Origin of the sequence: Streptomyces smyrnaeus (genome assembly GCF_017676345.1) — a bacterium.
Lineage (GTDB): Bacteria > Actinomycetota > Actinomycetes > Streptomycetales > Streptomycetaceae > Streptomyces > Streptomyces smyrnaeus.
In genome coordinates this window covers 21,408-47,027 of sequence record NZ_JAFFZM010000034.1, presented here as the reverse complement: position 1 = coordinate 47,027, position 25,620 = coordinate 21,408, and the positions used below count along the sequence as shown (strand labels likewise).

General features: G+C 72.2%; 23 protein-coding genes. 4 read left to right on the top strand and 19 right to left on the bottom strand.

Annotated features, from left to right (window positions below; all coding sequences use genetic code 11):
- Nucleotides 1-23 precede the first annotated feature (23 nt).
- The 5 genes from JW613_RS33330 to JW613_RS33310 all read right to left on the bottom strand — a co-directional run bounded on the left by JW613_RS33330 (nt 24) and on the right by JW613_RS33310 (nt 4,733).
- Nucleotides 24-239: an I78 family peptidase inhibitor gene (locus JW613_RS33330; protein WP_209214596.1), complete on the bottom strand. Its 216-nt coding sequence runs from the start codon at nt 237-239 to the stop codon at nt 24-26.
- Between the two features lie 271 nt (nt 240-510).
- Nucleotides 511-1,497 carry a helix-turn-helix transcriptional regulator gene (locus JW613_RS33325; protein WP_209214595.1) on the bottom strand — a complete coding sequence of 329 codons (987 nt, stop codon included), beginning with the start codon at nt 1,495-1,497 and terminating at the stop codon, nt 511-513.
- A 68-nt stretch (nt 1,498-1,565) separates the two neighbouring features.
- Complete coding sequence (locus JW613_RS33320; RefSeq protein ID WP_209214594.1) at nt 1,566-2,534, bottom strand: hypothetical protein; 969 nt, start codon at nt 2,532-2,534, stop codon at nt 1,566-1,568.
- The gene (locus tag JW613_RS33315) at nt 2,531-3,784 is read right to left on the bottom strand and encodes a glycosyltransferase family 4 protein (RefSeq protein WP_209214593.1); all 1,254 of its coding nucleotides are present in this window, start codon (nt 3,782-3,784) and stop codon (nt 2,531-2,533) included. The genes JW613_RS33320 and JW613_RS33315 overlap by 4 nt, the downstream gene beginning before the upstream one ends.
- A gap of 325 nt (nt 3,785-4,109) precedes the next feature.
- Nucleotides 4,110-4,733: a transglycosylase family protein gene (locus JW613_RS33310; RefSeq protein ID WP_245226737.1), complete on the bottom strand. Its 624-nt coding sequence runs from the start codon at nt 4,731-4,733 to the stop codon at nt 4,110-4,112.
- Nucleotides 4,734-5,191: 458 nt separating this feature from the next.
- On the opposite strand from JW613_RS33310, the gene JW613_RS33305 reads away from it, so the two are divergent.
- Together JW613_RS33305 and JW613_RS33300 are read left to right on the top strand one after the other, a co-directional pair.
- Complete coding sequence (locus JW613_RS33305) at nt 5,192-6,049, top strand: DUF8842 C-terminal domain-containing protein (protein ID WP_209214622.1); 858 nt, start codon at nt 5,192-5,194, stop codon at nt 6,047-6,049.
- A gap of 236 nt (nt 6,050-6,285) precedes the next feature.
- Nucleotides 6,286-6,546 carry a hypothetical protein gene (locus tag JW613_RS33300; protein WP_209214591.1) on the top strand — a complete coding sequence of 87 codons (261 nt, stop codon included), beginning with the start codon at nt 6,286-6,288 and terminating at the stop codon, nt 6,544-6,546.
- Between the two features lie 62 nt (nt 6,547-6,608).
- On the opposite strand, the gene der is transcribed toward JW613_RS33300, so the two are convergent.
- From der to aroH, 5 genes are all read right to left on the bottom strand, one after another.
- The gene (gene der, locus JW613_RS33295; protein ID WP_209214590.1) at nt 6,609-8,087 is read right to left on the bottom strand and encodes a ribosome biogenesis GTPase Der; all 1,479 of its coding nucleotides are present in this window, start codon (nt 8,085-8,087) and stop codon (nt 6,609-6,611) included.
- An 80-nt stretch (nt 8,088-8,167) separates the two neighbouring features.
- Nucleotides 8,168-8,857 (bottom strand): lysophospholipid acyltransferase family protein, encoded by a 690-nt coding sequence (locus JW613_RS33290; protein WP_307866139.1) that lies wholly within the window; start codon nt 8,855-8,857, stop codon nt 8,168-8,170.
- Nucleotides 8,854-9,570, bottom strand: coding sequence for a (d)CMP kinase (cmk, locus tag JW613_RS33285; RefSeq protein WP_209214618.1), 717 nt, complete (start codon nt 9,568-9,570; stop codon nt 8,854-8,856). The genes JW613_RS33290 and cmk overlap by 4 nt, the downstream gene beginning before the upstream one ends.
- Nucleotides 9,571-9,733: 163 nt before the next feature.
- Nucleotides 9,734-10,843, bottom strand: a complete 1,110-nt coding sequence (locus tag JW613_RS33280; RefSeq protein ID WP_209214589.1) for a prephenate dehydrogenase — start codon at nt 10,841-10,843, stop codon at nt 9,734-9,736.
- Nucleotides 10,844-10,888: 45 nt separating this feature from the next.
- Nucleotides 10,889-11,260, bottom strand: coding sequence for a chorismate mutase (gene aroH, locus JW613_RS33275; RefSeq protein ID WP_209214588.1), 372 nt, complete (start codon nt 11,258-11,260; stop codon nt 10,889-10,891).
- Nucleotides 11,261-11,372: 112 nt separating this feature from the next.
- On the opposite strand from aroH, the gene JW613_RS33270 reads away from it, so the two are divergent.
- Nucleotides 11,373-11,693, top strand: a complete 321-nt coding sequence (locus JW613_RS33270) for a DUF952 domain-containing protein (RefSeq protein WP_099879250.1) — start codon at nt 11,373-11,375, stop codon at nt 11,691-11,693.
- A gap of 52 nt (nt 11,694-11,745) precedes the next feature.
- Here the strand turns inward: JW613_RS33270 and JW613_RS33265 are convergent, their stop codons facing one another.
- From JW613_RS33265 to pyrG, 9 genes are all read right to left on the bottom strand, one after another.
- Nucleotides 11,746-12,969, bottom strand: a complete 1,224-nt coding sequence (locus JW613_RS33265) for a pseudouridine synthase (RefSeq protein ID WP_209214587.1) — start codon at nt 12,967-12,969, stop codon at nt 11,746-11,748.
- Nucleotides 12,969-13,694, bottom strand: a complete 726-nt coding sequence (gene scpB / locus JW613_RS33260) for an SMC-Scp complex subunit ScpB (RefSeq protein ID WP_245226735.1) — start codon at nt 13,692-13,694, stop codon at nt 12,969-12,971. Before scpB ends, JW613_RS33265 begins: the two co-directional genes overlap by 1 nt.
- Nucleotides 13,687-14,823, bottom strand: a complete 1,137-nt coding sequence (locus JW613_RS33255; protein ID WP_209214586.1) for a segregation and condensation protein A — start codon at nt 14,821-14,823, stop codon at nt 13,687-13,689. The genes scpB and JW613_RS33255 overlap by 8 nt, the downstream gene beginning before the upstream one ends.
- A 25-nt stretch (nt 14,824-14,848) precedes the next feature.
- Entirely contained in the window at nt 14,849-15,568 is a 720-nt protein-coding gene (locus JW613_RS33250; RefSeq protein WP_209214585.1) for a hypothetical protein, read from the bottom strand.
- The gene (locus JW613_RS33245) at nt 15,565-16,629 is read right to left on the bottom strand and encodes a ParA family protein (RefSeq protein WP_221505939.1); all 1,065 of its coding nucleotides are present in this window, start codon (nt 16,627-16,629) and stop codon (nt 15,565-15,567) included. The genes JW613_RS33250 and JW613_RS33245 overlap by 4 nt, the downstream gene beginning before the upstream one ends.
- Nucleotides 16,630-17,152: 523 nt before the next feature.
- Nucleotides 17,153-18,268, bottom strand: coding sequence for an alanine dehydrogenase (gene ald / locus JW613_RS33240; RefSeq protein WP_209214614.1), 1,116 nt, complete (start codon nt 18,266-18,268; stop codon nt 17,153-17,155).
- Nucleotides 18,269-18,485: 217 nt separating this feature from the next.
- Nucleotides 18,486-20,876, bottom strand: coding sequence for a tetratricopeptide repeat protein (locus JW613_RS33235; protein ID WP_209214584.1), 2,391 nt, complete (start codon nt 20,874-20,876; stop codon nt 18,486-18,488).
- 181 nt (nt 20,877-21,057) lie between these two features.
- Nucleotides 21,058-21,696 carry an NUDIX domain-containing protein gene (locus JW613_RS33230; protein ID WP_209214583.1) on the bottom strand — a complete coding sequence of 213 codons (639 nt, stop codon included), beginning with the start codon at nt 21,694-21,696 and terminating at the stop codon, nt 21,058-21,060.
- A gap of 5 nt (nt 21,697-21,701) precedes the next feature.
- On the bottom strand, nt 21,702-23,351 hold the full coding sequence (pyrG, locus tag JW613_RS33225; RefSeq protein ID WP_099879264.1) for a CTP synthase: 1,650 nt from the start codon (nt 23,349-23,351) through the stop codon (nt 21,702-21,704).
- 428 nt (nt 23,352-23,779) lie between these two features.
- Here pyrG and JW613_RS33220 point away from each other — a divergent pair, with 428 nt between their 5' ends.
- On the top strand, nt 23,780-25,609 hold the full coding sequence (locus tag JW613_RS33220; RefSeq protein WP_099879266.1) for a glycoside hydrolase family 15 protein: 1,830 nt from the start codon (nt 23,780-23,782) through the stop codon (nt 25,607-25,609).
- Nucleotides 25,610-25,620: the final 11 nt, after the last annotated feature.

Below are 25,620 nucleotides of genomic sequence, written 5' to 3'. Positions count from 1 at the left end.
CCGGTCGGCGACGGCGACGAGCGTCAGCCCGGCCAGCAGCGCACCACCTGGCCGTCCTTGACCGCCAGGTTCAGCCGGCCCGTGACGTACTCCATGGTGATGATCGCGTCCGGCGCCAATTGCCGCACAGTGGTCCAGCCGCGCTCCCGGGCGCGCCGTTCAGCCTCCTGGGCGGCGAGGCCGACATACCCGGCCGGGTCGTCGTCGGGGGGTCGGGGTGCGGGGGATTCCGGTGCCATACGACCACCGTATGCGCACCGGCCAGGCAGCCGGAAGTCCCGCCTTCGCAGCGGCGGCGTCACGCTTGCGTCACAACGCTCGGTGCACGCCGACCCGTTGCCCGCTTCACTCGTACGGGGCTTGTGAGCGCCCGCCCCGCCCGCAATTCGAGATTCTCCGTATTCCGTTTGCGGGGCCGTGGACAACGGTGCTGACGACAGTCTTATGAATTTCTGAACTGCCCGCGAAGTACTTCTTAAAACTCTCGGAATTTTTCCGCCGACGAGCGCATTACCGCCCCTCCCGCCCCGTGGCTTCCGGGGCCAGCGAGCGCGACAGCCGGTCCCGCAGCAGCCCGACGTACTCCACCAGTTCCACGGGCTCGCGCACCTGGAAGTCGAAGCCGAGCATGAGCACATGGACGAGCAGCGCATCCGGCGAGACCGCTCCCGTCCGCAGCAGACAGCTGTGCTCGTCCACCGGCTCCAGCGTCCCGGAGGACATCGATATCCGCTCCGCCACCTGTTCCATGGGCGCCAGCAGCAGCACCGTGGCCCGCGCGGGGTAGACCCGGGTGGAGACCCCCTCGGACACCCAGGCGGCCAGGTCCTCGGCCGGCGGTGTACGCGGCTCGAAGCGCGGCCCGTGCGGCGGGGTGAGCGTGATGCGGTCGGCCCGGTAGGTACGCCAGTCGGCCCGGTCCAGGTCCCAGCCGACCAGATACCAGCGGCGGTGGGTGGTCACCAGCCGGTGCGGCTCCACCACACGGCGGGAGGAGGAGCCGTCGTGCGTCTCGTACCGGAAGCGCAGCCGCTCGTGGTCGCGGCAGGCGTGGGCCAGCTCGGCCAGGGTGCCCGCGTCGACCGCGGGGCCGCGACGGGCGGCGACCATCGGCACGGTGAACTCGCTCAGCGCGCTCACCCTGCGGCGCAGCCGGTGCGGAAGGACCTGTTCCAGTTTGACCAGGGCCTGCGCGGAGGCGTCCCGGATGCCGTCGACGCCGCCGTCGGCCGCGCCGCGCAGCCCCACGGCGACGGCGACCGCCTCCTCGTCGTCCAGCAGCAGCGGCGGCAGTTGGGCCCCGGCACCGAGCTGGTAGCCGCCCGCCGTGCCGCTGGTGGAGTGGACGGGGTAGCCCAGTTCGCGCAGCCGGTCGACGTCCCTGCGGACGGTCCGTGGGCTGACGTCGAGCCGCTGGGCGAGGTCGCTGCCCGACCAGTCACGGTGGGTCTGCAGCAGTGAGAGCAGCCGTAGCAGGCGTGCCGAGGTATCCAGCATGGCAGGAGTCTGACACCGCTCGCGGACAGTTCCTGTCCGCGAGGGGCGTGCCGGGTGCCACCGCCGTGCTACTCGGTGCGGTCCACCCGTACGGCCAGGTCGTTGTTGAGCGTGTAGTAGGGCCTCGCGGTGGCGTAGGGCGGCTCGGTGGCCGCCTCCGGGCCGGTGCGGGGCTCGACGGCGTGCTCGGGGTAGGTGAAGATCCGTTTCTTGTCGGGAACGTCGTCGAGGATGCGCGCGACCCGCACCGCCTCGGCGTCCTTCTCGGGGCGCAGCCACAGGTCCCACAGCCGGCAGCCGGTCAGCGGCGGATACGGCAGTTCGGCGGTGAACTCGCGCTGGTCGGGGCCTTCCGCCGCCGCCTCCACGACGACCGGCTCCTGTTCGCCGCGCCGTGGCCACGCCTCCAGCCGCGCTCTGGGGGACACTTCGGCCCCGTACAGCCGTCCGCTCAGCCGCAGCCCGCCGTCGTGCACCCGCAGCGCGCCGGCCTCCGCGTGCGGCCAGCGCATCCAGGCCCGGACGCTGAGGTTGCCGTGCTTGGTGGCGTAGGGGATGCGGACGCCCATCCAGCTGCGGCTCTCGTGCGGGACCCGGTCGACCAGCGAGCGCAGGTCGTTGACGCCGGGGGCCAGTCTGCGCGGGGGGCGGCCGGCGAGCACGAGGAAGACGTTCCAGCGGCCCTCGGTCAGCCGCACGGTGCTGGGCAGCGCGGCGCGCAGCGTGCCGGGTTCCGCCTCCTGCACCGGGGTCAGCGGCAGCCGGACCTCCTCCGTCTCGGCCGAGGGGCCCGGGCGACGGCGCAGCAGCAGACCCACGTCCCCGCCCTGTGCTTCGGCTGCGGAGAGTCTCAGATCGAACGTCAGGCCCCCCGCGCTGTCGGCGGTGCAGTCGACGGCCGGGCCGCGCTGGGCGGACTGTGGGGGCACGGATTCTCCAGCGTTGTGGCGGTTCTTCTCCCCCGCGGCGGTGGGGAGCGGGGCGTGGGCGGTGTCCGTGGCCCCGGGCGTGACGGTCTCGGCGGTGCTGCCGCTCATGCGGTGCGTCCTCCCTGGAACGTTTCCGGTCCGGCGCCGGTGAGCGCGTCCTTGACGGCGTAGGCCCCGCTCAGCAGCGAGGCGCGGGTACGGTGCAGCCCCCGGCTGCCCTTGCCGACCAGGTCGCGGAGCAGCGACTCGTAGCGGGCCCCGATGTGGGCGGGGTCGAAGCGCGCCGAGTCGGCGAGCGCCGCCCGGCCCATGCGGTGGCGCAGTTCGTCGTCGTTGATCAGGCCGAGGAGCGCCCCGGCGACGGCGTCCTCGTCGCCCATCGGCACGAGGCGTCCGTCGACGCCGGGGCGGACTATCTCGGCGGGCCCGTGCGGGCAGTCGGTGGCGACGACGGGCAGTCCGCAGCGCATGGCCTCCACGATGGTCATGCCGAAGGACTCCAGGCTGGAGGTGACGGCTGCTATCGACCCCTTGGCCCACTCCGGCTCGATGGGGTGGATGGGCCCCATGAGGAAGACGTGGTTGTAGAGGCCGAGTTCATCGATGAGGGCGCGAAGTCCCGGTCGCTCCTGCCCCGCACCGTAGATGCGCAGTCGCCAGTCGGGGCGTTCGGCCACCACCTTGGCGAAGGCGCGGATCAGCAGGTCGTACCGTTTGGCCGGGGCGAGCCTGCCCGCCGCGACCACCCATTTGCTGTTGCCGTCGGCGGGGGTGACACCGGGGTCGGGCACACTGTTGGGCACGGCGTCGATCCGGACCCCGGGCAGCCGCAGCAGACGGCGGTAGTCGGCGGCGTCGGCCTCGGTGACGGTGGTCAGCGCGTCGAGCCGGGGATAGACGCTGCGCAGTACGAGCTTCAGGCGGCGGGAGTGTGTCGCGAGGGTGAGGTGCTCCTGGCCCAGCCGTACGGGGCCGCGTCTGGTCTGGCGCGCGATGTGGGTGTTGAGTCCCGGCCTGGTGCCGATGACCACGTCCGCCTCGATGCCGGCCAGATGGTCCCCGATGAGGCGGTCGGTCAGCGCGCTGTACATCGGGTACTTGCCGTCGGCCTCCGGGAAGACCCGGGCGGGCAGGGTGTGTTCGGTGCCCAGGGCCTCGGCGGAGCGCACCCCGCGGGTGTCGACGAGATGGCGTAGTTTCACCCCCGGCCCCGGGTCGAAGACGGGTCGGTCCCGCGTCCGGAAGACCGAGACGACTTCGACGTCGTGGTGTTCGGCCAGGGAGCGTGCCAGGTTGTAGGTGGTACGGACGGTTCCCCCGATGGCGTACCCGTTGTGAAGCAAGAAAGAAATGTGCATTTTACCCGAGTCCCACGCATCCTCGCGGTTCAGTCCCCCTCTGTCCGCCTGCCACCGAGCTAGACCGTTAAGTACCGGGAAGGGTTGGGCGCATTGAGCAGGTTGTTTCAGAAGAGTTCTGAATGGTTTTACTTTTGTGACCCTGTGCTGGGAACTTCTTCTGTGCTTCGGACGTTCAGTCGGCGCCTCGGGCGCCCGGGGACCGAACCGCGAGGATGCGAGGGAGCCGCACCGAACAACCGCGATCCGAACGCACGGCGGCCCCGCCAGGCACCGTGCCTGGCGGGGCCGCCGTGTCCCATGGCCGTGGGCCGGCCGGCAGGGCTCAGACGTCGAGCTTCTGACCGGCGAGGATGAGGTCGGGGTCGTTCCCGATGACGTCCTTGTTGGCGCTGTAGACGTCCTTCCAGCTCTTCCCGTGCGCTGCGGCGATCGAGCCGAGGGTGTCACCGGCCTTGACGGTGTAGTTGCCGGAGCCCTCGCGTGCGGAACCGCGGTCGGCGCGCGGGGCAGGGCGGTCGTCCGACGGGGATCCGGCCTGCGGCGCGGACTCCTGCCCGGACTGCTGCGACCCGCCGGCCGGCTGCGACGCCTGCGGCGGCGTACCGGAGGCTCCCGCCTTGACCGAGCAGTTGGGCCAGGCGCCCCAGCCCTGAGCCTGCTGCACCTTGGTGGCCACAGCGATCTGCTGCGCCTTGCTGGCCTTGTCGGCGGTGGGCGCGTAGGCACCGCCGCCGAACGCCTTCCAGGTGCCGGCCGAGAACTGCAGACCGCCGTAGTAGCCGTTGCCGGTGTTGGTCTGCCAGTTCCCTCCGCTCTCGCACTGGGCGATGCGGTCCCACACTCCGTCGTTCGACGCCGCCGAGGCCGTCGGAGCCGTGGCGGCGAGCAGGGCGAGCGGGGCGGCGAGACCGGCACCCGTGAGCACTGCTGTACGACGCTTGGACAAATCAAACCCTCTCGACGAACCCGGGAAACCCCGTGTCTCCCCCGTGTGGCCGAGTGCCGTTGGACGCATCCGGCGCCCGCACTCGGCTCCACCTGTCCCGGGTGATGCTCGTTGCACCGCCGAGGAATGTAGGGACCGTCTCGCCCGACTTTCAACCAGAACCATGTCTTTGCAGGCCATGCGCCGGTTACCAGCTATAACAGCGGTTTTAGGACACCCCCCAAACACCAGCAATTCGGGCAGTAGTTGACAGCGCGACCCCCTCGCTGTGAGTCACTTCACCGGCCGAAGTCTCGTGGCCCCCACACATGTTGACGGCGTGTGAGCTCTTCCCCCTGCTATGTGACCGCTTGCGTACGAACAGGGGACACGCGCAGGCGCACGCGCGTGACCGCGACCACAGATCACCCGTTGTCCAGGCGAACAGGAACCCAAAGCCAGGAGCTCCCGTGTCCCCCATGCTCGATGTCAGCGACGCCGTACGCGCCGAGATCGGCGAAGCAGAAGCCGACAGGCTGCTCGCCGGAGAGAACGACCCAGGAGACTACGACTGCACCTCGTGCCGCGCCCGGGGCAACACCCACCAGGAGCGCACCAGCACCGTGCTGTTCGTCGGCGAGGAGACCGCCGTCCTCGCCTTCGCACACGCGGCCTGCATCCCCTCCCAGGTGGTGACTGTCACCGAGGACCAGCTCCAGGGCGCCGTCCGCTCCCTCGCCGCGGACGAACCCTCCCCCGCCACCGGTCGGACCGAGCCGCCTGCCGCGCCCGCCGCCCCCGCTCCGGCCGTCCCACCGCCCACCGCCCCCTCCCGCGCGGCGGCTCCTGAGGGCGGGGCGCGCCAGGCGGTGCTGGGAGTCACCTGCGGGCAGGTCCTCATCGACGACGCCGCCCATCCCGCCCTCGTCGTCGAGCCCACCGGCCCCATCGCGCGCCCCGGATCGGACGGTCCGGGCGACGAGTTCCTGCCGCTGCTGATCGAGCAGGGCTTCATGCCCGTCACCGAGGTCGGACGGCTGCCCGCGCCGGTCGTCGGCTGGTCGGTGCTGGTGGCCATGGGGCAGCTGCACGCCGTCTTCCAGCCCCCCGCCACCCCCGGTGGGCAACCGGTCGCCTGGTGGCAGGCCCATCAGCCGCTCGCCGTCACCGAGGGCTGGCGCACGGCGGCGGCAAAGAGCCACACCGTGGTGGTCTACGCGGCGCCCGCCGGCTCCATCGGCCAGCAGCCCCGCGAGGACCTGCTGCGGGAAGCGCTGGAGAAGGCGGCGGCCGGCGGCGTCCTGGTCGCCGGCACGATGCCGCTGACGGGGACATGAGCCGCCCGCAGCCGCCGCGCGCGAACCGCTCCCGGCCGCAGGGGGCGACCGGGAGCGACAGCGCGAACAGACAGGGGCAACCCGTGCGATCCGGTCATTCGTCACACGGGACCGCATCCGGGACGCCGCACGGTCGTTGGGCAGACGTGCAGCAATACGAGCCTCTCCGAGCCCACCAACCTCATCTCGGCCACGGGCGCGCGGTGTCCGCATCCGGGGCCCCGGCGGTCCCCCGGATGCGGACACCGCACAGCTCGTCCCCGGAAGGGTCCACCCCCATCTACGACTCGCTGTACGCGGAGTACCGCAGACTCTTCCGGGCACTGCCCGGGGACCGTACGGGCGAGGAGGAGCTGCGCTTCGAGGGGTTCGGCACGGTGCACGGCACGGGGACGGGACCGTGGGGCGACCAGGAGGCGTCGGCCGGCTCCTGGCACACCCCCCAATGGCACCTGCCCGCACTGCCCCCGGCCCCCCGCCACGGCCACCAGCACTGAGACCGGCCCGGCACGGGGCGGGAAGCCCCGGGCCGGGCCGCAGACGGCGCCGGGGCCCTCCGCTACTTCTTGCGGCCGCGCTTCTCGCGCACCCGTACCGAGATCTGCACCGGCGTCCCCTCGAAGCCGAACTCCTCACGCAGCCGCCGCTCCACGAAGCGGCGGTAGCCGGCCTCCAGGAAGCCGGAGGCGAACAGCACGAAACGCGGCGGCCTGGTCCCGGCCTGGGTGCCGAAGAGGATCCGCGGCTGCTTCCCGCCGCGCACCGGGTGGGGGTGTGCCGCGACGATCTCACCGAGAAAGGCGTTCAGCTTTCCCGTCGGAACCCGGGTCTCCCAGCTCTCCAGCGCCGTCTCGATGGCCGGCACCAGCTTCTCCATGTGCCGGCCGGTGCGCGCCGAGACGTTGACCCGCGGCGCCCAGCGCACCTGTACGAGGTCCCGCTCGATCTCCCGCTCCAGGTAGAAGCGGCGTTCCTCGTCCAGGGTGTCCCACTTGTTGTACGCCAGCACCACGGCCCGGCCGGACTCCACGGCCATGGTGACGATGCGCAGGTCCTGCACGCTGATCGACTCGCTGACGTCGATCAGCACGACCGCGACCTCGGCCTTCTCCAGCGCCGCCGCCGTGCGCAGCGAGGCGTAGTAGTCGGCGCCCTCGGTCATATGGACGCGCCGCCTGATGCCCGCCGTGTCGACGAACTTCCAGGTCTTGCCGCCCAGTTCGATCAGCTCGTCCACCGGGTCGCGGGTGGTACCGGCCTGCTCGTTGACGACGACGCGCTCCTCGCCGGCCACCTTGTTCAGCAGCGAGGACTTGCCGACGTTGGGACGGCCGATCAGCGCGACCCGGCGCGGCCCGCCCAGCGGGGCGCCGCCGAAGGTCTGCTGCGGCGCGTCCGGCAGCACCTTGAGCACCTCGTCCAGCATGTCGCCCGTACCGCGCCCGTGCAGCGCCGAGACCGGGTACGGCTCGCCCAGGCCCAGCGACCACAGATAGGCGGCGTCCGCCTCGCCGGAGGGGCCGTCGACCTTGTTGGCGCACAGCACCACGGGCTTGCCCGCGCGGCGCAGCAGCTTGACGACGGCCTCGTCGGTGTCGGTGGCGCCCACCATGGCGTCCACCACGAACACCACGGCGTCGGCGGCCTCGACGGCGAACTCGGCCTGCGCCGCGACGGAGGCGTCGATGCCCAGGACGTCCTGCTCCCAGCCGCCGGTGTCCACCACCTTGAAGCGGCGGCCCGCCCACTCGGCCTCGTAGGTCACCCGGTCCCTGGTGACGCCCGGGCGGTCCTCCACCACGGCCTCGCGGCGGCCGATGATGCGGTTCACCAGCGTCGACTTGCCGACATTGGGGCGGCCGACGACGGCGAGCACGGGCAGCGGTCCGTGCCCCGCCTCACCGAGCGCGCCCTCGACCTCCTCCTGGTCGAAGCCCTCCTCCGCGGCGAGCTCCATGAACTCGGCGAACTCGGCGTCACCCAGCTCACCGTGGACGTGCTCGGGGCCGTCTTCGGCGGGGTGCATCTGGTCGTTCATGACGTCTCGTCCTCGTCGTTCATCGGGTCTGGACAGCTGCTGCCGGTGCCGCGGCTGCTGGAGCGGTGTTATGGGTGGGGTCACCGCCCGGCCGGAGGCCGGCAAAGGCCGGTGAGCCGCCTGGCGTCGGTCAGATGCCCGGCGAGCCGCTCCTGGAGCCGCACGGTGGCCTCGTCCAGCGCCGTCCTGGTCCGCCGTCCGGAGCCGTCGCCCACGGTGAACGGGTCACCGAAGACCACATCGATCCGGCTGCGCAGCGGCGGCAGCGCCCGTATCAGCCGGCCCGCACGGTCCGCGCTGCCGAGCACCGCGACCGGAACGACGGGTGCCCCGGAGCGCAGCGCGAAGTAGGCCAGCCCACCGCGCAGCGCGGCGAAGTCGCCCTGGCCCCGGGTGCCCTCCGGGAAGATGCCCAGCACCCCGCCGGCCTCCAGCACCGCCAGCGCGTCGGTGACGGCGCTGCGGTCGGCGGCGCTGCGGTCGACCTTGAGCTGGCCGATGCCGCGCAGAAAGGGGTCGAGCGGGCCGATGAACGCCTCCTTCTTGATCAGGAAGTGCACCGGCCGGGGTGCCGTGCCCATCAGCATGGGTCCGTCGACGTTGTGCGCGTGGTTGCCCGCCAGGATCACCGGACCCGTCGCCGGTACCCGCCAGGCACCCAGCACCCGGGGCCGCCACAGCGAGTTCATCAGCCCTATGCCGATCCGGCGGCCGACAGCGGCGCCCCGCTCGCTCGGGGCCCCGCCCGGCGCGGAGTCGCTTCCCGTCACCTGGCCGCCTTCTCCCTGCTCCCGGCGGGACCCGTCTTGCCTGCCGCCGCCTTCTCCACCAGGGTGACGACGCACTCGACGACCTGCTCCAACGACAGCTCGGTGGTGTCCACCTCGACGGCGTCGTCGGCCTTCTTCAGCGGGGAGGTCTTACGGCTGGAGTCCGCCTTGTCCCGCGCGGCCAGCGCCTGCTGGGTGGCGGCCAGGTCGCTGACGGGCTTGCCGTCGGCGGCCTTCAGCTCCCCGTTGCGGCGGGCGGCCCGGGCCTCGGCCGAGGCGGTGAGGAAGACCTTCAGGTCCGCGTCGGGCAGCACGGTGGTGCCGATGTCCCGGCCCTCGACGACGATGCCGCCGCCCGCCTTCGCCGCGATGGTCCGCTGCAGCTCGGTGATGCGCTCCCGGACCTCGGGCACCGCACTGACCGCGCTGACCGCGGCGGTGACCTCGGGGGTGCGGATCGGACCCGAGGCGTCCACGCCGTCGGCGGAGATCGCCGGGGCGAGCGGGTCGGTGCCCGAGACGATGCTGGGCTTGCCGGCGGCCGCCGCGATCGCGTCGGGGTCGGCCACGTCCACACCGTTGTTCAGCATCCACCAGGTGATCGCCCGGTACTGCGCGCCGGTGTCGAGGTAGCTCAGCCCCAGCTGGGCCGCGACGGCCTTGGAGGTGCTCGACTTGCCCGTGCCGGAGGGGCCGTCGATGGCGACAATCACTGCCGGGGTTGCAGACACGGTTGTGGGCACCTTTCGTGGGTCTGAGGCTCTCGGCGCGCGGCAGCGCACGGGGGCGGGCGGGACCGGCCGGGTCCCCGCACAAGGCTACCGGCTGCCACGGACACGCCAGGCCGCGCGTCCGGGCGGCGGCCGGTAGCCGTCGTCACTGCCGCAGCGACCAGCCGCGCTCCCGCAGCTCCTGCTCCAGCACCGGTACCGCGCCCGGCTCCACCATGAGCTGCATGTAGCCGGCCTGCTGACCGGTCGCGTGCTCGATGCGGACGTCCTCGATGTTGACGCCCACCGACCCCGCGTCCGCGAAGATCCTGGCCAGCTGTCCGGGGCGGTCGCTGATCAGCACCGTCACCGTCTCGTAGGCGGTCGGCGCCTGGCCGTGCTTGCCCGGGACCCGGGCCCGCCCCGCGTTGCCGCGGCGCAGCAGCGCCTCCACGCCCGCCGCACCGCTGACCCGCTTGGCCTCGTCGGCCGAGTCCAGCTCGCGCAGCGCCCGCACCGCCGCATCCAGGTCGGTCGCCACCTCGGCGAGGATGTCGGCCACCGGGCCCGGGTTGGCGGCCAGGATGTCCACCCACATCCCCGGATCGGAACCCGCGATCCTCGTCACGTCCCGGATGCCCTGGCCGCACAGCCTCACATCCGTCTCCGCGGCCTCCTCCAGCCGCGCGGCCACCAGGGTGGACAGCAGCTGCGGGGTGTGCGAGACGAGGGCGACCGCGCGGTCGTGCGCGTCCGCGTCCATCACCACCGGCACGGCCCCGCACAGCGCGATCAGCTCCAGCGCGAGGTTGAGCACCTCGGTGTCGGTGCCCCGGGCGGTGTCGGTGCCCTGGGTGGGGGTGAGCACCCAGGGCCGCCCCTCGAACAGGTCGGCGGTCGCGGCCAGCGGCCCCGACTGCTCCCGGCCCGACATCGGGTGGCTGCCCAGGTACGTCGTCAGATCGCCGCCGAGTGCGATCAGCTCCCGGCGCGGTCCGCCCTTGACGCTGCCCACGTCGATGACCCCGCGGGCGAGGCCCCGGCGCTGGACATCGGCCACGGTCGCCGCCAGATGCGCGGGCGGGACGGCCACGATCGCCAGGTCCACGGGGGACCCCGGGGCCGGCTCCCCCTCGATCCCGGCCCCCAGTGCGGCGGCCGTACGGACCCGCTCCGGGTCGCGGTCGCTGAGGTGCACCTTCACTCCCCGCGCGGACAGGGCCAGCGCGGCCGAGGTGCCGATGAGTCCCGTGCCGAGCACGAGGGCGGTGCGCATTGCGAGCGGTGTCCTTCTGCTGCGGATCTCCGCCGAGGCGGATCCTTACTGGGCGATGTCCTTGCGAAGTGCGGCAGCCGCGCCCAGATAGACGTGGTTGATGCCGGACCTGGGCAGTTCGGTCTCCGTGTGGGCCAGGATACGGACGACCCGGGGCATCGCGCCCGCCACCTCCAGTTCCTGCGCGCAGATGAGCGGCACGTCCACGATGCCCAGCTTGCGGGCCGCGGCTGCCGGGAAGTCGCTGTGCAGGTCCGGGGTGGCCGTGAACCAGATGCTGATCAGGTCCTCGGTGGCGAGGTTGTTGCGCTCCAGCACCGTGGTCAGCAACTGGCCGACCCGCTCGTTCATGTGCTCGGCCTCGTCCCGGTCCAGTTGCACCGCGCCGCGCACCGCGCGCACTGCTCGCTCCGCCACCGCCGCTCCTCGTCCTCGCCTGTGCCTGTGCCTGTGCCTGGCCGGGTCAGGGTAGGTACGGCCACGCGCGGATGTCCGGGCCGCCCGCCCAGTGAGACGGTACAAGTAGGACATGCTCTTCCACGTGGTCCCGCTCGACGACTGGTTGCACGCCCCGGACCGCCCGTACGCGCCGCGTGCGCTGGCCGAGGAGGGGTTCATCCCGTGTACGGCCGACGAGGAGCTGGCACTCGCCGTCGCCGACGCGCACTTCCGTGACGCCGTCGGTCCTGTGATGGCCCTGATGATCGACGAGCGGCGGCTGGACGCCCGCGTGTGCTGGGAGCCCGCTCCGCGCATCCATGGGCGGGTCAACAGGTCCGCGGTGGCCGGCATGCTGGAGGTGCGCCGCGATGCCGACGGCCGCGCCGTGGAGTTCGCGCTGTGGTCGTGAGGCCGCAGGGCGCGGGGCCGGCCCGGCCCCGGCCCACCCCGCCGGGCCCCCGCTAGAGGCCGACCTCCCGCATGAGCATGCCGACCTCGGTGTTGGTGAGGCGCCGGAGCCAACCGGACTTCTGGTCACCGAGGGCGATGGGCCCGAAGCGGGTCCGTACGAGCTTGTCCACCGGGAACCCGGCCTCGGCGAGCATCCGGCGCACGATGTGCTTGCGCCCCTCGTGCAGCGAGACCTCGACCAGGTAGTTCTTCCCGGTGTTCTCCACCACCTTGAAGTGGTCGGCGCGGGCGTATCCGTCGTCGAGCCGGATGCCGGACTTCAGCTGCTTGCCGAGGTCCCGCGGCAGCGGCCCCTGGATGGCGGCCAGATAGGTCTTGGTGACGCCGTACCGCGGATGCGTGAGGCGGTGGGCCAGCTCACCGTGGTTGGTGAGCAGGATGAGCCCCTCCGTCTCGGTGTCGAGACGGCCCACGTGGAAGAGCCGGGTCTCCCGGTTCTGCACGTAGTCGCCCAGGCACTGGCGGCCGTCCGGGTCCTCCATGGAGGCGACGACTCCGGCGGGCTTGTTGAGGGCGAAGAAGACGTGCGACTGGGTCGCGATCGTCAGCCCGTCGACCTTGATCTCGTCCTTGTCCGGGTCGACACGCAGCCCCTGCTCGCGGACGATCTCGCCGTTGACCTCGACCCTGGCCTGGTCCACGAGCTCCTCGCAGGCACGCCGGGAGCCCATGCCCGCGCGGGCCAGCACCTTCTGCAGGCGCTCGCCCTCCTGCTCCCCGAAGGTCTTGGGGAGCTTGACCGGCGGCTTGGTGTGCCGGGCCCGGTTGCGCTCCTCGATCTGCGCCTCGTACTCGCGGGGGCGCGCGGGCGCCGAGGCCTTGCGGGCGCGCGCCTTGGGGGCGCCGCTCTTGGTCACGTCCTTGCGCACGTTGCTCTTGGCGCCGCCGGGCTTGCCGCCGGTGCCCTTCGGAGCACCGCTGCGGGGGCCGCCCGCCTTGGGACCGCCCCCCGCCTTGGGACCGCCGCCCGGCTTGGCACCGGGCCCGCCGCCGGGCTTGGCGCCGCCCTGGGTGTAGCGGCGCTCCTCGGGGCGGAGCGGCCGGGCGTCGGAGGAGGACTGCCGCCCTCGCTGCCCGCCCTGGCTCCGCTGGCCTCGTGGGGCGCCCTGCCCGCGCTGGCCGTCCTGCCCGCGCCGGCCCCCCTGGCCGGCGCGGCCCGCGCCGCCCTGCTTGCCGCCTCGGTTACCGCCGGTGTTCCTGCCACTGCTTCGCATCAATGTTCCGTCTGGGAGTCGGGGGAAGGATCGTCTACGTCGAACGACGGCATGCCTTCCTGGGTCTCCCCCTCCACGGCTTCCGCTTCCGGAAGGAAGGGCGCCAGCTCCGGAAGCTCGTCCAGGCCGCGCAGGCCCATCCGCTCCAGAAAGTAATGCGTCGTCCTGTAAAGGATCGCACCTGTTTCGGGTTCCGCGCCCACCTCCTCCACCAGACCCCGCTGCAGGAGGGTGCGCATCACGCCGTCGCAGTTCACTCCGCGTACGGCCGAGACCCTGGAGCGGCTGACCGGCTGCCGGTAGGCGACCACCGCCAGGGTCTCCAGGGCCGCCTGGGTCAGCCGCGCCTGCTGCCCGTCCAGGACAAAGCGTTCGACCGCGTCCGCGTAGTCACCGCGTGTGTAGAAGCGCCAACCCCCCGCGACCAGCCGCAGTTCGAAGCCGCGGCCCTGGGTCGTGTACTCGTCCGCCAGCTCGCGCAGCGCGTCGGAGACCTCGCGGGGGCGCCGCTCCAGCACCTTGGCCAGATGTTCGGGGGTGGCGGGCTCGTCCACGACCATCAGGACGGCCTCCAGCGCGGGCTTCAGCGGCAGCTGTGCGACCTCGGAGCCTCCGGCGGGGTCCGCGGGCGTCCCGCCCGTCTCCGCGGCCGCCTCCTGCACCTCGTAGCCCGCTGCGGCCCCTTCGCTCCCGGGCGCCTCGCCGGGCTCGGTGATCTCAGTCATCCTTGCGCTCCCCTGGCTCCTGGTCGAACTCGTCGGTCACCAGCGGTTCGGTGTCCGCCGTGCCGCTCCATCTGACGAGGAGCGCCCCCAGCGCCTCGTCCTGCTCCAGCGCGACGGCCCGCTCGCGATACAGCTCCAGCAGCGCGAGGAAGCGGGCGACGACCGTGAGGGTGTCGGGCGCGTCCTCGGTGAGCTCCTGGAAGCTGGCCTCGCCCCGCTCCCGCAGCCGCGCCACGACCACTTCCGCCTGTTCGCGGACGCTGACGAGCGGGGCGTGGATGTGCTCGACGTAGACCTGAGGCTTGGGTTTGGGCCGCATCGCCTTGACGGCCAGTTCGGCGAAACCCTCCGGGCCGACGCTGAGCGCCACTTCGGGCAGCAGCTCGGCGTGCTGCTCCTCCAGGCCGACGGTGCGGGGAAAGCGCCGGGCCTCCTCGTCCAGCCGGGCCGCGAAGATACCGGCGATCTCCTTGTAGGCGCGGTATTGGAGCAGCCGCGCGAAGAGCAGGTCCCGGGCCTCCAGCAGTGCCAGATCGGCCTCGTCCTCCACCTCGGCCTGCGGCAGCAGCCGGGCGGCCTTCAGGTCGAGCAGGGTGGCGGCGACGACGAGGAACTCGGTGGCCTGGTCGAGGTCCCACTCCGGGCCCATGGCGCGGATATGGGCCATGAACTCGTCGGTGACCTTGGAGAGCGCGACTTCGGTGACGTCCAGCTTGTGCTTGGAGATCAGCTGGAGCAACAGGTCGAAGGGTCCTTCGAAGTTGTCCAGGACGACTCTGAACCGGCCGTCGTCGGCCTCCTCCTCGGCCTCCGGCTCGGACCCGGGCGCCGCCTCCGGCTGCGGCTCGGGCCCGGCCTCGGGCTCGGGCTCGGGCTCGGGCTCGGGCTCGGGCTCGGGCTCGGGCTCGGGCTCGGGCTCGGGCTCGGGCTCGGCAACAGGCTGCTGCGGTACGGGCGCTGGAGCGGCCGGGGCGGGCACCTTCGGTGCCGCCGGGGGCGCCGATTCCGCCCCGACGACGGGCTCCGGTGGGTCCGCGGTCGCCCGCTCCGACTCGTACGCCGCTCCGGGCCCCCGCCCCAGCGGTCGGCGGGAGCCCCGGCTGCGGAGTGCGTCGTCAGGAGTGGGCATCGCAGGCAGCGTACTGGCAAGCAGGTCAGCGCCCGCGCAACCGCCGTACGAGAATGCTCGCGTCTCCCCGGGATTCGAGATCGGCCAGCACCACGGCGACGGCCTCGCGCACGATCCGCCCGCGGTCGACGGCGAGTCCGTGCTCGCCGCGCAGCACCAGCCGGGCGTGCTCGAGGTCCATCAGTTCCTCGGCCGAGACATAGACGGTGATCTTCTCGTCGTGCCGTTCGCGTCCGCTGGGACGGCGGGCGGCCCGGCCGCGGCGGGAGGCCGCGGGCGCCGCGGAGCCGGTGGAGGACGCGGCAGGAGCGGAAGAGCCCGTCGCCTGGCGGCCCTTGGCCGCGCTGCCACGGCGGCCGGTCCGCTCGGCGGGTGCGGGAACGGCCTGTTGGGGCGAGCCGGCCGGACGCTGCTCGTCCGTCCTGGTGCCGCCCCGCGCCCCGCGGGCCGTGCGCCGGCCGCCGTTGGCCGACTCGTTCCCCGCGTAGCCCCCGAAGTCGCCGCCGGCCTCGGCCGTCGGCTGCTGTTCGGCGGCGCCGGCCTCCGGGTCGGGCTCGGAGGCGGGTGCGGGCACCTTGGGGCCACGGGACGAGGCGGCTGCCGAGGGACCCGCCGACGGCTGGGCCGACGGCGTCTCCCCGTTCGCCTGCCCGACCTGCGCGGGCTCCTCCTGCTGCGGCGCCGAGGGCTGTACGGCGGCACCGCCGGTCGTACGGAACAGTTCGTCGGCTGCCGGGAGACTCACTCGGCGTGGCACCGGGCGAGCACCTCCCTGGCGAGCTGGCGATAGGCGGCGGCACCGACGGAGTTGGAGGCGTACGTCGTGATCGGCTCGCCCGCGACGGTGGTCTCGGGGAAGCGGACGGTGCGCCCGATGACGGTGTGGTAGACGTTGTCGTCGAACGCCTCCACGACCCGCGCAAGCACTTCACGGCTGTGCACCGTCCGCGAGTCGTACATCGTCGCCAGGATGCCGTCCAGTTCGAGCTGTGGGTTGAGCCGCTCCTGGACCTTCTCGATCGTCTCGGTCAGCAGCGCGACACCGCGCAGTGCGAAGAACTCGCACTCCAGCGGAACGATCACCTTGTGCGCCGCGGTGAGGGCGTTGACGGTGAGCAGGCCGAGCGAGGGCTGGCAGTCGATGACGATGAAGTCGTAGTCGTTGAGCAGCGGGCCCAGGGCACGCTGGAGCGTCGACTCGCGGGCCACTTCGCTGACGAGCTGCACCTCGGCCGCCGACAGGTCGATGTTGCTCGGCAGCAGGTCCATCCCGGCGACCGCGGTCTTGAGCAGCACCTCGTCCGGGGCCAGGCCGCGCTCCATCAGGAGGTTGTAGACCGTCAGGTCCAGCTCCATCGGGTTGACGCCGAGGCCGACGGAGAGGGCGCCCTGCGGGTCGAAGTCGACGAGCAGCACCCGCCGTCCGTACTCGGCCAGCGCCGCGCCCAGGTTGATGGTCGAGGTCGTCTTGCCGACCCCGCCCTTCTGGTTGCACATCGCGATGATCTTGGCCGGGCCGTGCTCGTTCACCGGGCCCGGGATCGGGAAGTACGGCAGCGGGCGCCCGGTCGGACCGATGCGCTCACGCCGCTGGCGCGCGGCGTCGGGCGCGAGCGTGGCCGCGTACTCCGGATCGGGTTCGTACTCCGCGTCCGGATCGTAGAAGTGACCCTCGGGCAGTTCGCCGTAGGCGGGGTCGTAGTGCGGGTCACTGTAGTCGGCGAAACGCTCGGCGGACTGACCGTTCGCAGCGTCGCCGGCCGTGGCGTTCACGTGTTGGCCGTCCGTGCTCTGGTTGGCTGTCATGGGCGTCGGGTTCTGGTGGGCTGCGAAGGTGCGGACAGCGACGGAGCCGACACCCTCGGGTCCTGTGGGACCTGAGGACCCCTGGCCTCGTACAGGCGCTCCTGGTTGACCACCCCCGGGAGAAAATGTCGACTCGTTCACAAGTCGTCGTACCTCCAATGGTGACCAGGAAATTTCTCGACTAGTCAGCGTGACACCATGCCGACGGTTGGCGACTCTATGGCGTGTCGGCGGTCCGCAGCAACACAATCCGCCTCAGACGGCCCGATGTGTCGGTATGCGGGCCCCCTGATGTCAAGAGGCTCCCGGGTGACGTCCGGGTGGTTTCCCGGGTGAGCAAAAAGGTCGGACAGTTACGTTACGGGCAAGTCGGGTCGCCGTCTCGCGGACACGACGACGTCACCGTCCGGACCTTCCCTCCAAGGTCCGGACGGTGACGTGAGGTTGCCGACGTTGACGCCGGGGGTTGACCCCGGCCGGGCCCTGTCCCGGCCCTCGCGCCGGCCAGCCGGTCGGCCGGGGCTCAGCCCAGCAGCGTCGCGATGTCGCGCACCGGCATCTCGTGCGCCTCGCCGACCGGGCCGTAAGTGAGCTCCCCGTCATGCGCGTTGAGGCCCTTGGCCAGCGCCGGGTCGCGGCGCAGCGCCTCCCGCCAGCCGCGGTTGGCCAGCTCCACGATGTAGGGCAGCGTGGCGTTGGTCAGCGCGTGGGTGGAGGTGTTGGGCACGGCGCCGGGCATGTTGGCGACGCAGTAGAAGACCGAGTCGTGGACGCGGAAGGTCGGCTCGGCGTGGGTGGTCGGCCGCGAGTCCTCGAAGCAGCCGCCCTGGTCGATCGCGATGTCGACAAGAACACTTCCCGGCTTCATCCGCGAGACGAGGTCGTTGCTGATCAGCTTCGGCGCCTTGGCACCCGGGATCAGCACGGCGCCCACGACCAGGTCGGCCTCCAGCACCGCTCGCTCCAGCTCGAAGGCGTTGGAGGTGATGGTGCGCACCCGGTTGCCGAAGATCTTGTCGGCCTCGCGGAGCTTGTTGACGTCCTTGTCGAGCAGCGTGACGTGGAAGCCGAGACCGACGGCGATCTGGGTGGCGTTCCAGCCGGAGACGCCGCCGCCGATGACCACCGCGCGGCCCGGGTTCACTCCGGGCACACCGCCGGGCAGCACTCCGCGGCCGCCGGCGGAGGCCATCAGGTGGTAGGCGCCGACCTGCGGGGCGATCCGGCCCGCGACCTCGGACATCGGGGCCAGCAGCGGCAGCGTCCGGTTGGCCGGCTCGACCGTCTCGTAGGCGATGGCCGTGGTGCCCGACTCCAGCAGTGCGTCGGTGCACTCGCGGGAGGCGGCGAGGTGGAGGTAGGTGAAGAGCGTCTGGTCCTTGCGGAGCCTGTGGTACTCCTCGGCCACCGGCTCCTTGACCTTCAGCAGCAGGTCGGCGGTGGCCCACACCTCGTCGGCCGTCCCCAGGATGGTGGCGCCGGCGGCGGTGTACTCCGCGTCGGGGATGGAGGAGCCGGCTCCGGCCTCCTGCTCCACGAACACCTCGTGACCGTTCCGCACCAGCTCGTTGACCCCGGCCGGGGTGATGGCGACACGGAACTCGTTGTTCTTGACCTCGCGGGGGATACCGACCTTCACGTCGATCACGGTCCTTCACTCAGGGTGCAGAAGGCAGAGAAAGCCGGGTCGCGCATGCTCGAAAACACCGGGGGGACCGCGGCTCGACCAGTCTAATGAAGGAAGCTGAGCTGTCCAGCCTTACAAACGGTCGATCTTTTTCGAGATTGCTATACGTTTCGCAGGTTGCTGATGGGGGGGGCGCGACGCAGCCGTTGTCAGCGCCGCGGGCGGTCGCTCAGTGATCCTCGCCACTGCCGTGAGCCGGGTACCCACCACGCGGTTCCGCCTCTCCCGCTGGGGACCCGCGCTCCCCCGCCCGCACCGGCTCCGACGTCCCCGCACGGGCCGGCTCGGCCGCCGCCCTCCCCGGTTCCGCGTCCGGCCCCACGCCCTGCGCCTCGGCCCGCGCCGCCGCCGGACCGAGCAGCCGGGCGGCCGCCGCACGGTGCCGCTGGGCCGCCCGCAGACTCCCGGCCCGGCCGCAGGCGTCGGCGGCCCGCAGCTGGAGCGCCGCCTCCAGCCGGACGTCCCCCGCGCCCCGCGACACCTCCAGCGCCTGGCCGAACGTACGCTGCGCGTCCTGCGGCCGGCCCGCGAACTCCTGTACCCGGGCCGCCTCCGCCAGCGCCCGGGCCTGGGCACCCTGGTCCTGGAGCCTGCGGAACGCCGCCGCCGAGGCCCGCCAGGCCCGCAGCGCCTCCTCCCAGCGCTCCGCCCGGGCATGGACGGCACCGATCCGGCCGTGCAGCCGCGCCGTCGCCTCCCGGTCGGCACGCTCGTCACGGGTCAGCCGCAGGGCCAGCGCCCTGCCGTACCAGTCGGCGGCCCGGTCCCAGTCGCCCAGCTCCGCGTAGCCGCCGCCCAGCGACTCCAGCGCCCGGCCCGCGACCCGCTCGTCGCCGCCCTGGCGGGCCGCGTCCAGCGCGGTGCGGTAGCGGACGAGGGCGTCCTCCAGGCGGTCGGTCTGCGCGTCGAGATCGCCGAGGTTGAGCAGCGCGGCGGCGCGCTCCCGGTGCATCCGGTTGCGCTCGGCGACCCGCAGCACCAGCTCGTGCAGCCGGTACAGCTCCGGCTCGGCCTCCTCGGGCGCGCAGTGCGCGTCCAGCGCGCGGGCCAGCGCCGAGACCAGGCGGCGGGCCAGGGTGTCGAGCTCCCCACCGCCCTCCGCGACGGCCATCCGGGCCGCCGACAGCAGCGCCGGACGGCGCGCTGCCAGCCAGTTCCGCGCCTCCAGCGGGTGCAGGAAGCGCAGCGCCCGCGGCATCCCCGCCAGCTGCCTGCGCGCCTCGGACCCGGCCGGTTCGCACACCGCGCTGCACGCCTGGAGCCGGCGCACCAGCCGCTCCAGCATCCGGGCCCGGGCCAGCAGCACCTCTTCCGGCCGCTCGTGCGCCGCCAGCCGGGCCCGCAGCAGCGGATCCAGACACCCGGGCACCTGGTAGCGGTCGCCGTCGAGCGGACGCAGCAGACCCAGCCGTACGTACTCCTGCAGGGCGGAGTGCGCGGTGCTCATCGAGCAGCCGCCGAGCGCCGAGGCCAGCTGGGGTTCGACGATCCCGGCCGGTGCGAGGGCGAGCAACCGCAGCAGCCGCGCGAGCGGCTGCGAGAGGGAGTCGTGGACGAGCCGGAAGGCCCGCGCCAGCGGTGCGGGAGGCCGCGGCGCGACGGGCTTGGCGAACTCCTCGTCGTCCGGCCCCACCGGCTCACCCGGCACGCCCGGCCCGACCGGCACGCCCGGCACGCCCGGCTCGCCGGAACCGTCGGGATCGCCGGAACCGCCGGGATCGCTCCGGGCCAGCATCCTCGTGGCTTCGAGCACCGAGAGCTTGGGGTGCGCACCCAGCCAGCCGCCCAGCAGGGTGAGCGCCGCCGGGAGACCGCCGCACTGCTCGGCCAGCACCTCGGCGCTGCGCGGGTCGACGGTGATCCGGGGCGAGGAGCCCGCACGCCGGGCCAGCAGGCTGACGGCCGCGGACCGGTCGAGACCGCCGAGGGTGCAGGGGCGCACATCGGGCACGTCGGTGAGCGGCCCGGAGGAGACGGCGACGACGAGACAGTCCCGGTTCTCCGGCGCCAGGTCGAGCACCTGGTCGGAGTGGGCCACGTCGTCGAGCAGCAGGATCGTACGGCCGCGACGGGTGAGGGCGGCGCGGAAGGCCTCCGCGACAACGGCTTCGTCGGCGCCGGGCGGTGGCACCGCGACGGGGAGGGCTTCCGCCGGGTCCTTGCCGGTCTTCCCGGCCTCCGCGGCGATTGCAGCGTTTCCGGGGTTTCCGGTGTTTCCGGCGTAGGGCGTGCCCAGCCGGGAGAGGGCCACCAGCAGGTCGCGTGCCGCGCGCTCGACGGGCACCGGGGTACCGCCCGGCTCGGTGAGGCGCGCCCGCAGCACTCCGCCCGGATAGCGGTCGGCGATCCGCCGGACGAATTCCTCGGCCAGCGCGGTGCGGCCGGAGCCGGGAGCCCCGGCGATCAGCAGCACCCGGCTCTGCGCGGGAGGGTGACCGGAGAGCGTGTGCAGCCCGGCGCGTTCGATGTCCTCGCGCAGTGCGCGAAGTTCGCGGTCGCGGCCGGTGAACGGGCGGGGGCCCGGCCCCGCGGTCGTGGGCTGCACCGCCTGATCTGTCACGGGCTACGCTCCCGTTCGCTGTTCACCTGGTGTGTGCGCGGACGAATGCTGCGAGCGTAGTTCACCGCGTGGTGCGCACCGGCGCCCATGGCGGCCGCGCCCGTCCCGAAAATCACCACATCGGCTCAGGTGACCTTCCCCCCGCCCCGCCCCTGACCGGGACGGGGCCGGGGAGGGAGGGTCACATCGGGTCGAAGGGCCGCGCGGGCCACGGAGCTTGAGCGGGCCGCAGCGCGCCCAGGCCACCGCCGCTGCTCAGCGCGGCGCTCAGCGCCAGGCACCCGACCACCAGGCAGTTGTTGTGCAGCTGCCCGGCGAGCGCGCCCCGCACCAACTCCTCCAGCGGCACCCTGGCCAGCTCCATCTCGGCCTCCTCCTCGGAGACCTCGAAGCGCTCGCCCTCCACCTCGGACAGCTGGCGGGCCAGGAAGATCCGTACGGCCTCGTCGGTGCCGCCGGGCGAGGTGTAGACGTCGACGAGGACGCGCCAGTCCTCCGCCTTGACGTGGGCCTCCTCGTACAGCTCCCGCTCCGCCGCCGCCAGCGGATTCTCGCCGGGCACGTCGAGCAGCCCGGCCGGAATCTCCCACAGCTTCTCGCGGACGGGGTGCCGGTACTGGCTGAGGACCAGTACGTGGTCCTGGTCGTCGAGGGCCAGGATGGCGACCGACCCGGGGTGGGTCTGGTAGTCACGGCTGACGACGGAGCCGTCGGGCATGACGACCCGGTCGGTGCGGACCCCGGTCTTGTTGCCCTGGAACGGGGTGGAGGTCGCGGTGACCTCCCACTCCTGGGGAGTGTCGGCGATACGGCTGGCCATGGCGCTCACTCTCCCTGCTGGCGTTCGACGGCGGCCTTGACCAGGCCGGCGAAGAGCGGGTGCGGGCGGGTCGGGCGGGAGCGCAGCTCCGGGTGGGCCTGGGTGGCCACCAGATAGGGGTGGACCTCGCGCGGGTACTCGACGTACTCGACCAGCTTGTTGTCGGGCGAGGTGCCGGAGAAGACCAGCCCGGCCTTCTTCTCCAGCTCGGTGCGGTAGTGGTTGTTGACCTCGTACCGGTGGCGGTGGCGCTCCTCGACGTAGGGCTCGCCGCCGTAGGTCTCGCGCACGATGGAGCCCTCGGCGAGCTTGGCCGGGTACATGCCCAGCCGCATGGTGCCGCCCATGTCGCCCTCACCGGCGACGATGTCGAGCTGCTCCTCCATGGTGGAGACCACCGGGTGCGCGGTGGACTGGTCGAACTCGGTGGAGTTGGCGTCCTTGATACCGGCCAGGTTGCGGGCGCCCTCGATCACGATGCACTGCAGGCCCAGGCAGAGGCCGAGCAGCGGGACGCGGTTCTCACGGGCGTAGGTGATGGCGCCGACCTTGCCGTCCACGCCACGTTCGCCGAAGCCGCCGGGGATGCAGACGGCGTCGCAGTCCCCGAGCTCCCGCTTGGCGCCCTCGGGAGTGCGGCAGTCGTCGGAGGTGACCCACTTGATCTTGACGCGGGCCCGGTTGGCGAAGCCGCCCGCGCGCAGCGCCTCGGTGACCGACAGATAGGCGTCGGGCAGGTCGATGTACTTGCCGACCAGCGCGACCGTCACCTCGTGGTCGGGCTGGTGGACGCGGCGCAGCAGGTCGTCCCACTGGGTCCAGTCCACGTCGCGGAAGGGCAGGTCCAGCTTGCGCACGACGTAGGCGTCCAGGCCCTCGGTGTGCAGGACCTTGGGGATGTCGTAGATGGAGCGGGCGTCCTTGCAGGCGACCACGGCGGCGTCGTCCACGTCGCACATCAGCCCGATCTTCCGCTTGATGGAGACGGGCACGTCGCGGTCGGCCCGCAGCACGATGGCGTCCGGCTGGATGCCGATGTTGCGCAGCGCGGCGACCGAGTGCTGGGTGGGCTTGGTCTTCAGCTCGCCGGAGGGCCCGATGTAGGGAAGCAGCGAGATGTGCACGACGAAGACGTTGTCGCGCCCGACCTCGTGCCGCACCTGGCGGACGGCCTCCAGGAAGGGCAGCGACTCGATGTCGCCGACGGTGCCGCCGACCTCGGTGATCACGACATCCACGTCGTCGGTGGCCATCCGGCGGATGCGGTGCTTGATCTCGTTGGTGATGTGCGGGATGACCTGCACGGTGTCGCCCAGGTACTCGCCGCGCCGCTCCTTGGCGATGACCGTGGAGTAGACCTGGCCCGTGGTCACGTTGGCGCTGCCGTCGAGGTCGACGTCGAGGAAGCGCTCGTAGTGGCCGATGTCCAGATCGGTCTCGGCGCCGTCGTTGGTGACGAACACCTCACCGTGCTGGAAGGGGTTCATCGTGCCCGGGTCGACGTTCAGATAGGGGTCGAGCTTCTGCATGGTGACCCGCAGGCCGCGCGCCTTCAGGAGCGCGCCCAGGCTGGAGGCGGTGAGCCCCTTGCCGAGCGAGGAGGCGACACCCCCGGTGACGAAGAGGTGCTTGGTCGTCATGGACGTAGGCGGCATGGCCAAGAGGGGGCTCCCGTGGTCGCTTGGTGGGGTGCGGAGGCTGGCATCCTGGGAGTGTCCTGAAGGGCTTCCCGAGGTGGCCTCGCTGCGGTTCGGGGGGCTGTCGTCTCGAACACAACGCGTTCGCTCGCCCACCGCTCCACGGGCTACCAGCGTAACAGTGCCGCCGGACCGGTGCGCTTGCCGCCACTCGCGCCCGGGTCCGCCAAGGGCTGGGCGCGGCCCAGGGTGACAAGGGAGTCGCAGCAGGTGAACGCGGTAGCGAAGGTCACCTAATCGGCGCAGTCGGACTCAGCCGACCGTCGAGCGGAAGGGTTCGCTGCGTCGTATCCTTCACGGACACTTGCCTGGGAACAGGCAGAAACGCACAGGTCATCCAGCACGTCCCGCGGGGGCGTCGCAGTTCGTTGTTCGTTCGACTGGAGATGCACGTGGCTGGGCGCATCGAGGATTACGCACTCATCGGGGATATGCAGACAGCGGCCCTTGTCGGCAGAGACGGCTCGGTCGACTGGCTCTGTCTCCCCCGCTTCGACTCCCATGCGGTGTTCGCCGGCTTGCTCGGCACCGAGGAGCACGGCTTTTGGCGGGTGGGCCCCGCCCACCCGGCCGGCGGGGACCCGCCACGGGCCGACCGCCGCCGCTACCGGGGGGACTCCCTGGTGCTGGAATCGGAGTGGGACACCCCGCGGGGTACCGTCCGGATCATCGACTTCATGCCTCCGCGCGAGAACCACGCACCGCAGCTGGTGCGGATCGTGGAGGGCGTCAGCGGGCGGGTGCGGATGCGCTCGGCGCTGCGGATGCGGTTCTCCTACGGCTGGGTCGTGCCGTGGGTGCACAAGGCGGGAAACCGCACGGTGGCCGTGGCCGGGCCGGACTCGGTCTGGCTGGACACCGAGGCCGACACCTACGGCAAGGACCTGACGACCTACTCCGACTTCACCGTCGGCCCGGGCGACCGGGTGGCGTTCACCATCAGCTGGGAGGCCTCCCACCGGGCCGCGCCGGAGCTTCCGGAGCCGGAGGAGGCGCTGCGCACCACCGAGGACTTCTGGCGCGAGTGGGTGGAGACCTGCACGTACCACGGGCCCTACCGGGAGGCCGTGGTCCGCTCGCTGATCACGCTCAAGGCGCTGACCTACGCGCCCACCGGCGGGATCGTGGCCGCGCCGACCACCTCGCTGCCCGAGGAGATCGGGGGGATGCGCAACTGGGACTACCGCTTCACCTGGCTCAGGGACGCGGCCATCACCCTCTCCTCCCTCCTGCGCACCGGCTACCGTGAGGAGGCGCGCGCCTGGCGCGAATGGCTGCTGCGCGCGGTGGCGGGCGACCCGGAGAACCTCCAGATCATGTACGGCATCGCGGGCGAACGTGAGCTGTCCGAGGCCGAGTTGAGCTGGCTGCCGGGGTACGAGGGCTCCAAGCCGGTGCGGGTGGGCAACGGCGCCGCCGGCCAGCTCCAGCTCGATGTGTACGGCGAGATGGTCGAGGCGCTGCACCTGGGCCATATGACGGGCCTGGCGCGCAACGACTACGCCCAGCTCCTCCAGCTCAAGCTGATCGGCTATCTGGAGAACCACTGGGAGGAGAAGGACGAGGGCATCTGGGAGGTGCGCGGCCCGCGCCGGCACTTCGTGCACTCGAAGGTGATGGCGTGGGTGGCCGTCGACCGTACGGTCAAGCTCATCGAGTCCGGTGACGTGGACGGGCCGCTGGAGCGCTGGCGCGCCCTGCGGGACGAGATCCACCGCCAGGTCTGCGAGAAGGGCTACGACAAGGAGCGCAACACCTTCACCCAGTCCTACGGCTCCAAGGAGCTGGACGCCTCCTTGCTGCTGATCCCGCAGATGGGCTTTCTGCCGCCGGACGACAAGCGGGTCATCGGCACCATCGAGGCCATCCAGCGGGAGCTGACGACCGAGGACGGCTTCGTGCTGCGCTACCCCACCAGCAGCGAGGGGGGCGCCGACGGCGCGGCGGAGAACGTGGACGGGCTGGAGGGTGAGGAAGGTGCCTTCCTGGCCTGCTCGTTCTGGCTCGCCGACGACCTGGCGATGATCGGGCGGGTGGACGAGGCCCGGAAGCTGTTCGAGAAGCTGCTGGCCCTGCGCAACGACGTGGGCCTGCTCGCCGAGGAGTGGGACTCGGCCCGCCAGCGGCAGGTCGGCAACTTCCCGCAGGCGTTCAGCCATGTGCCGCTGATCGACACGGCCCTGCGGCTGACGGCGTCGGGCGCGTACGGAGTCTGATTTCGAGGGTC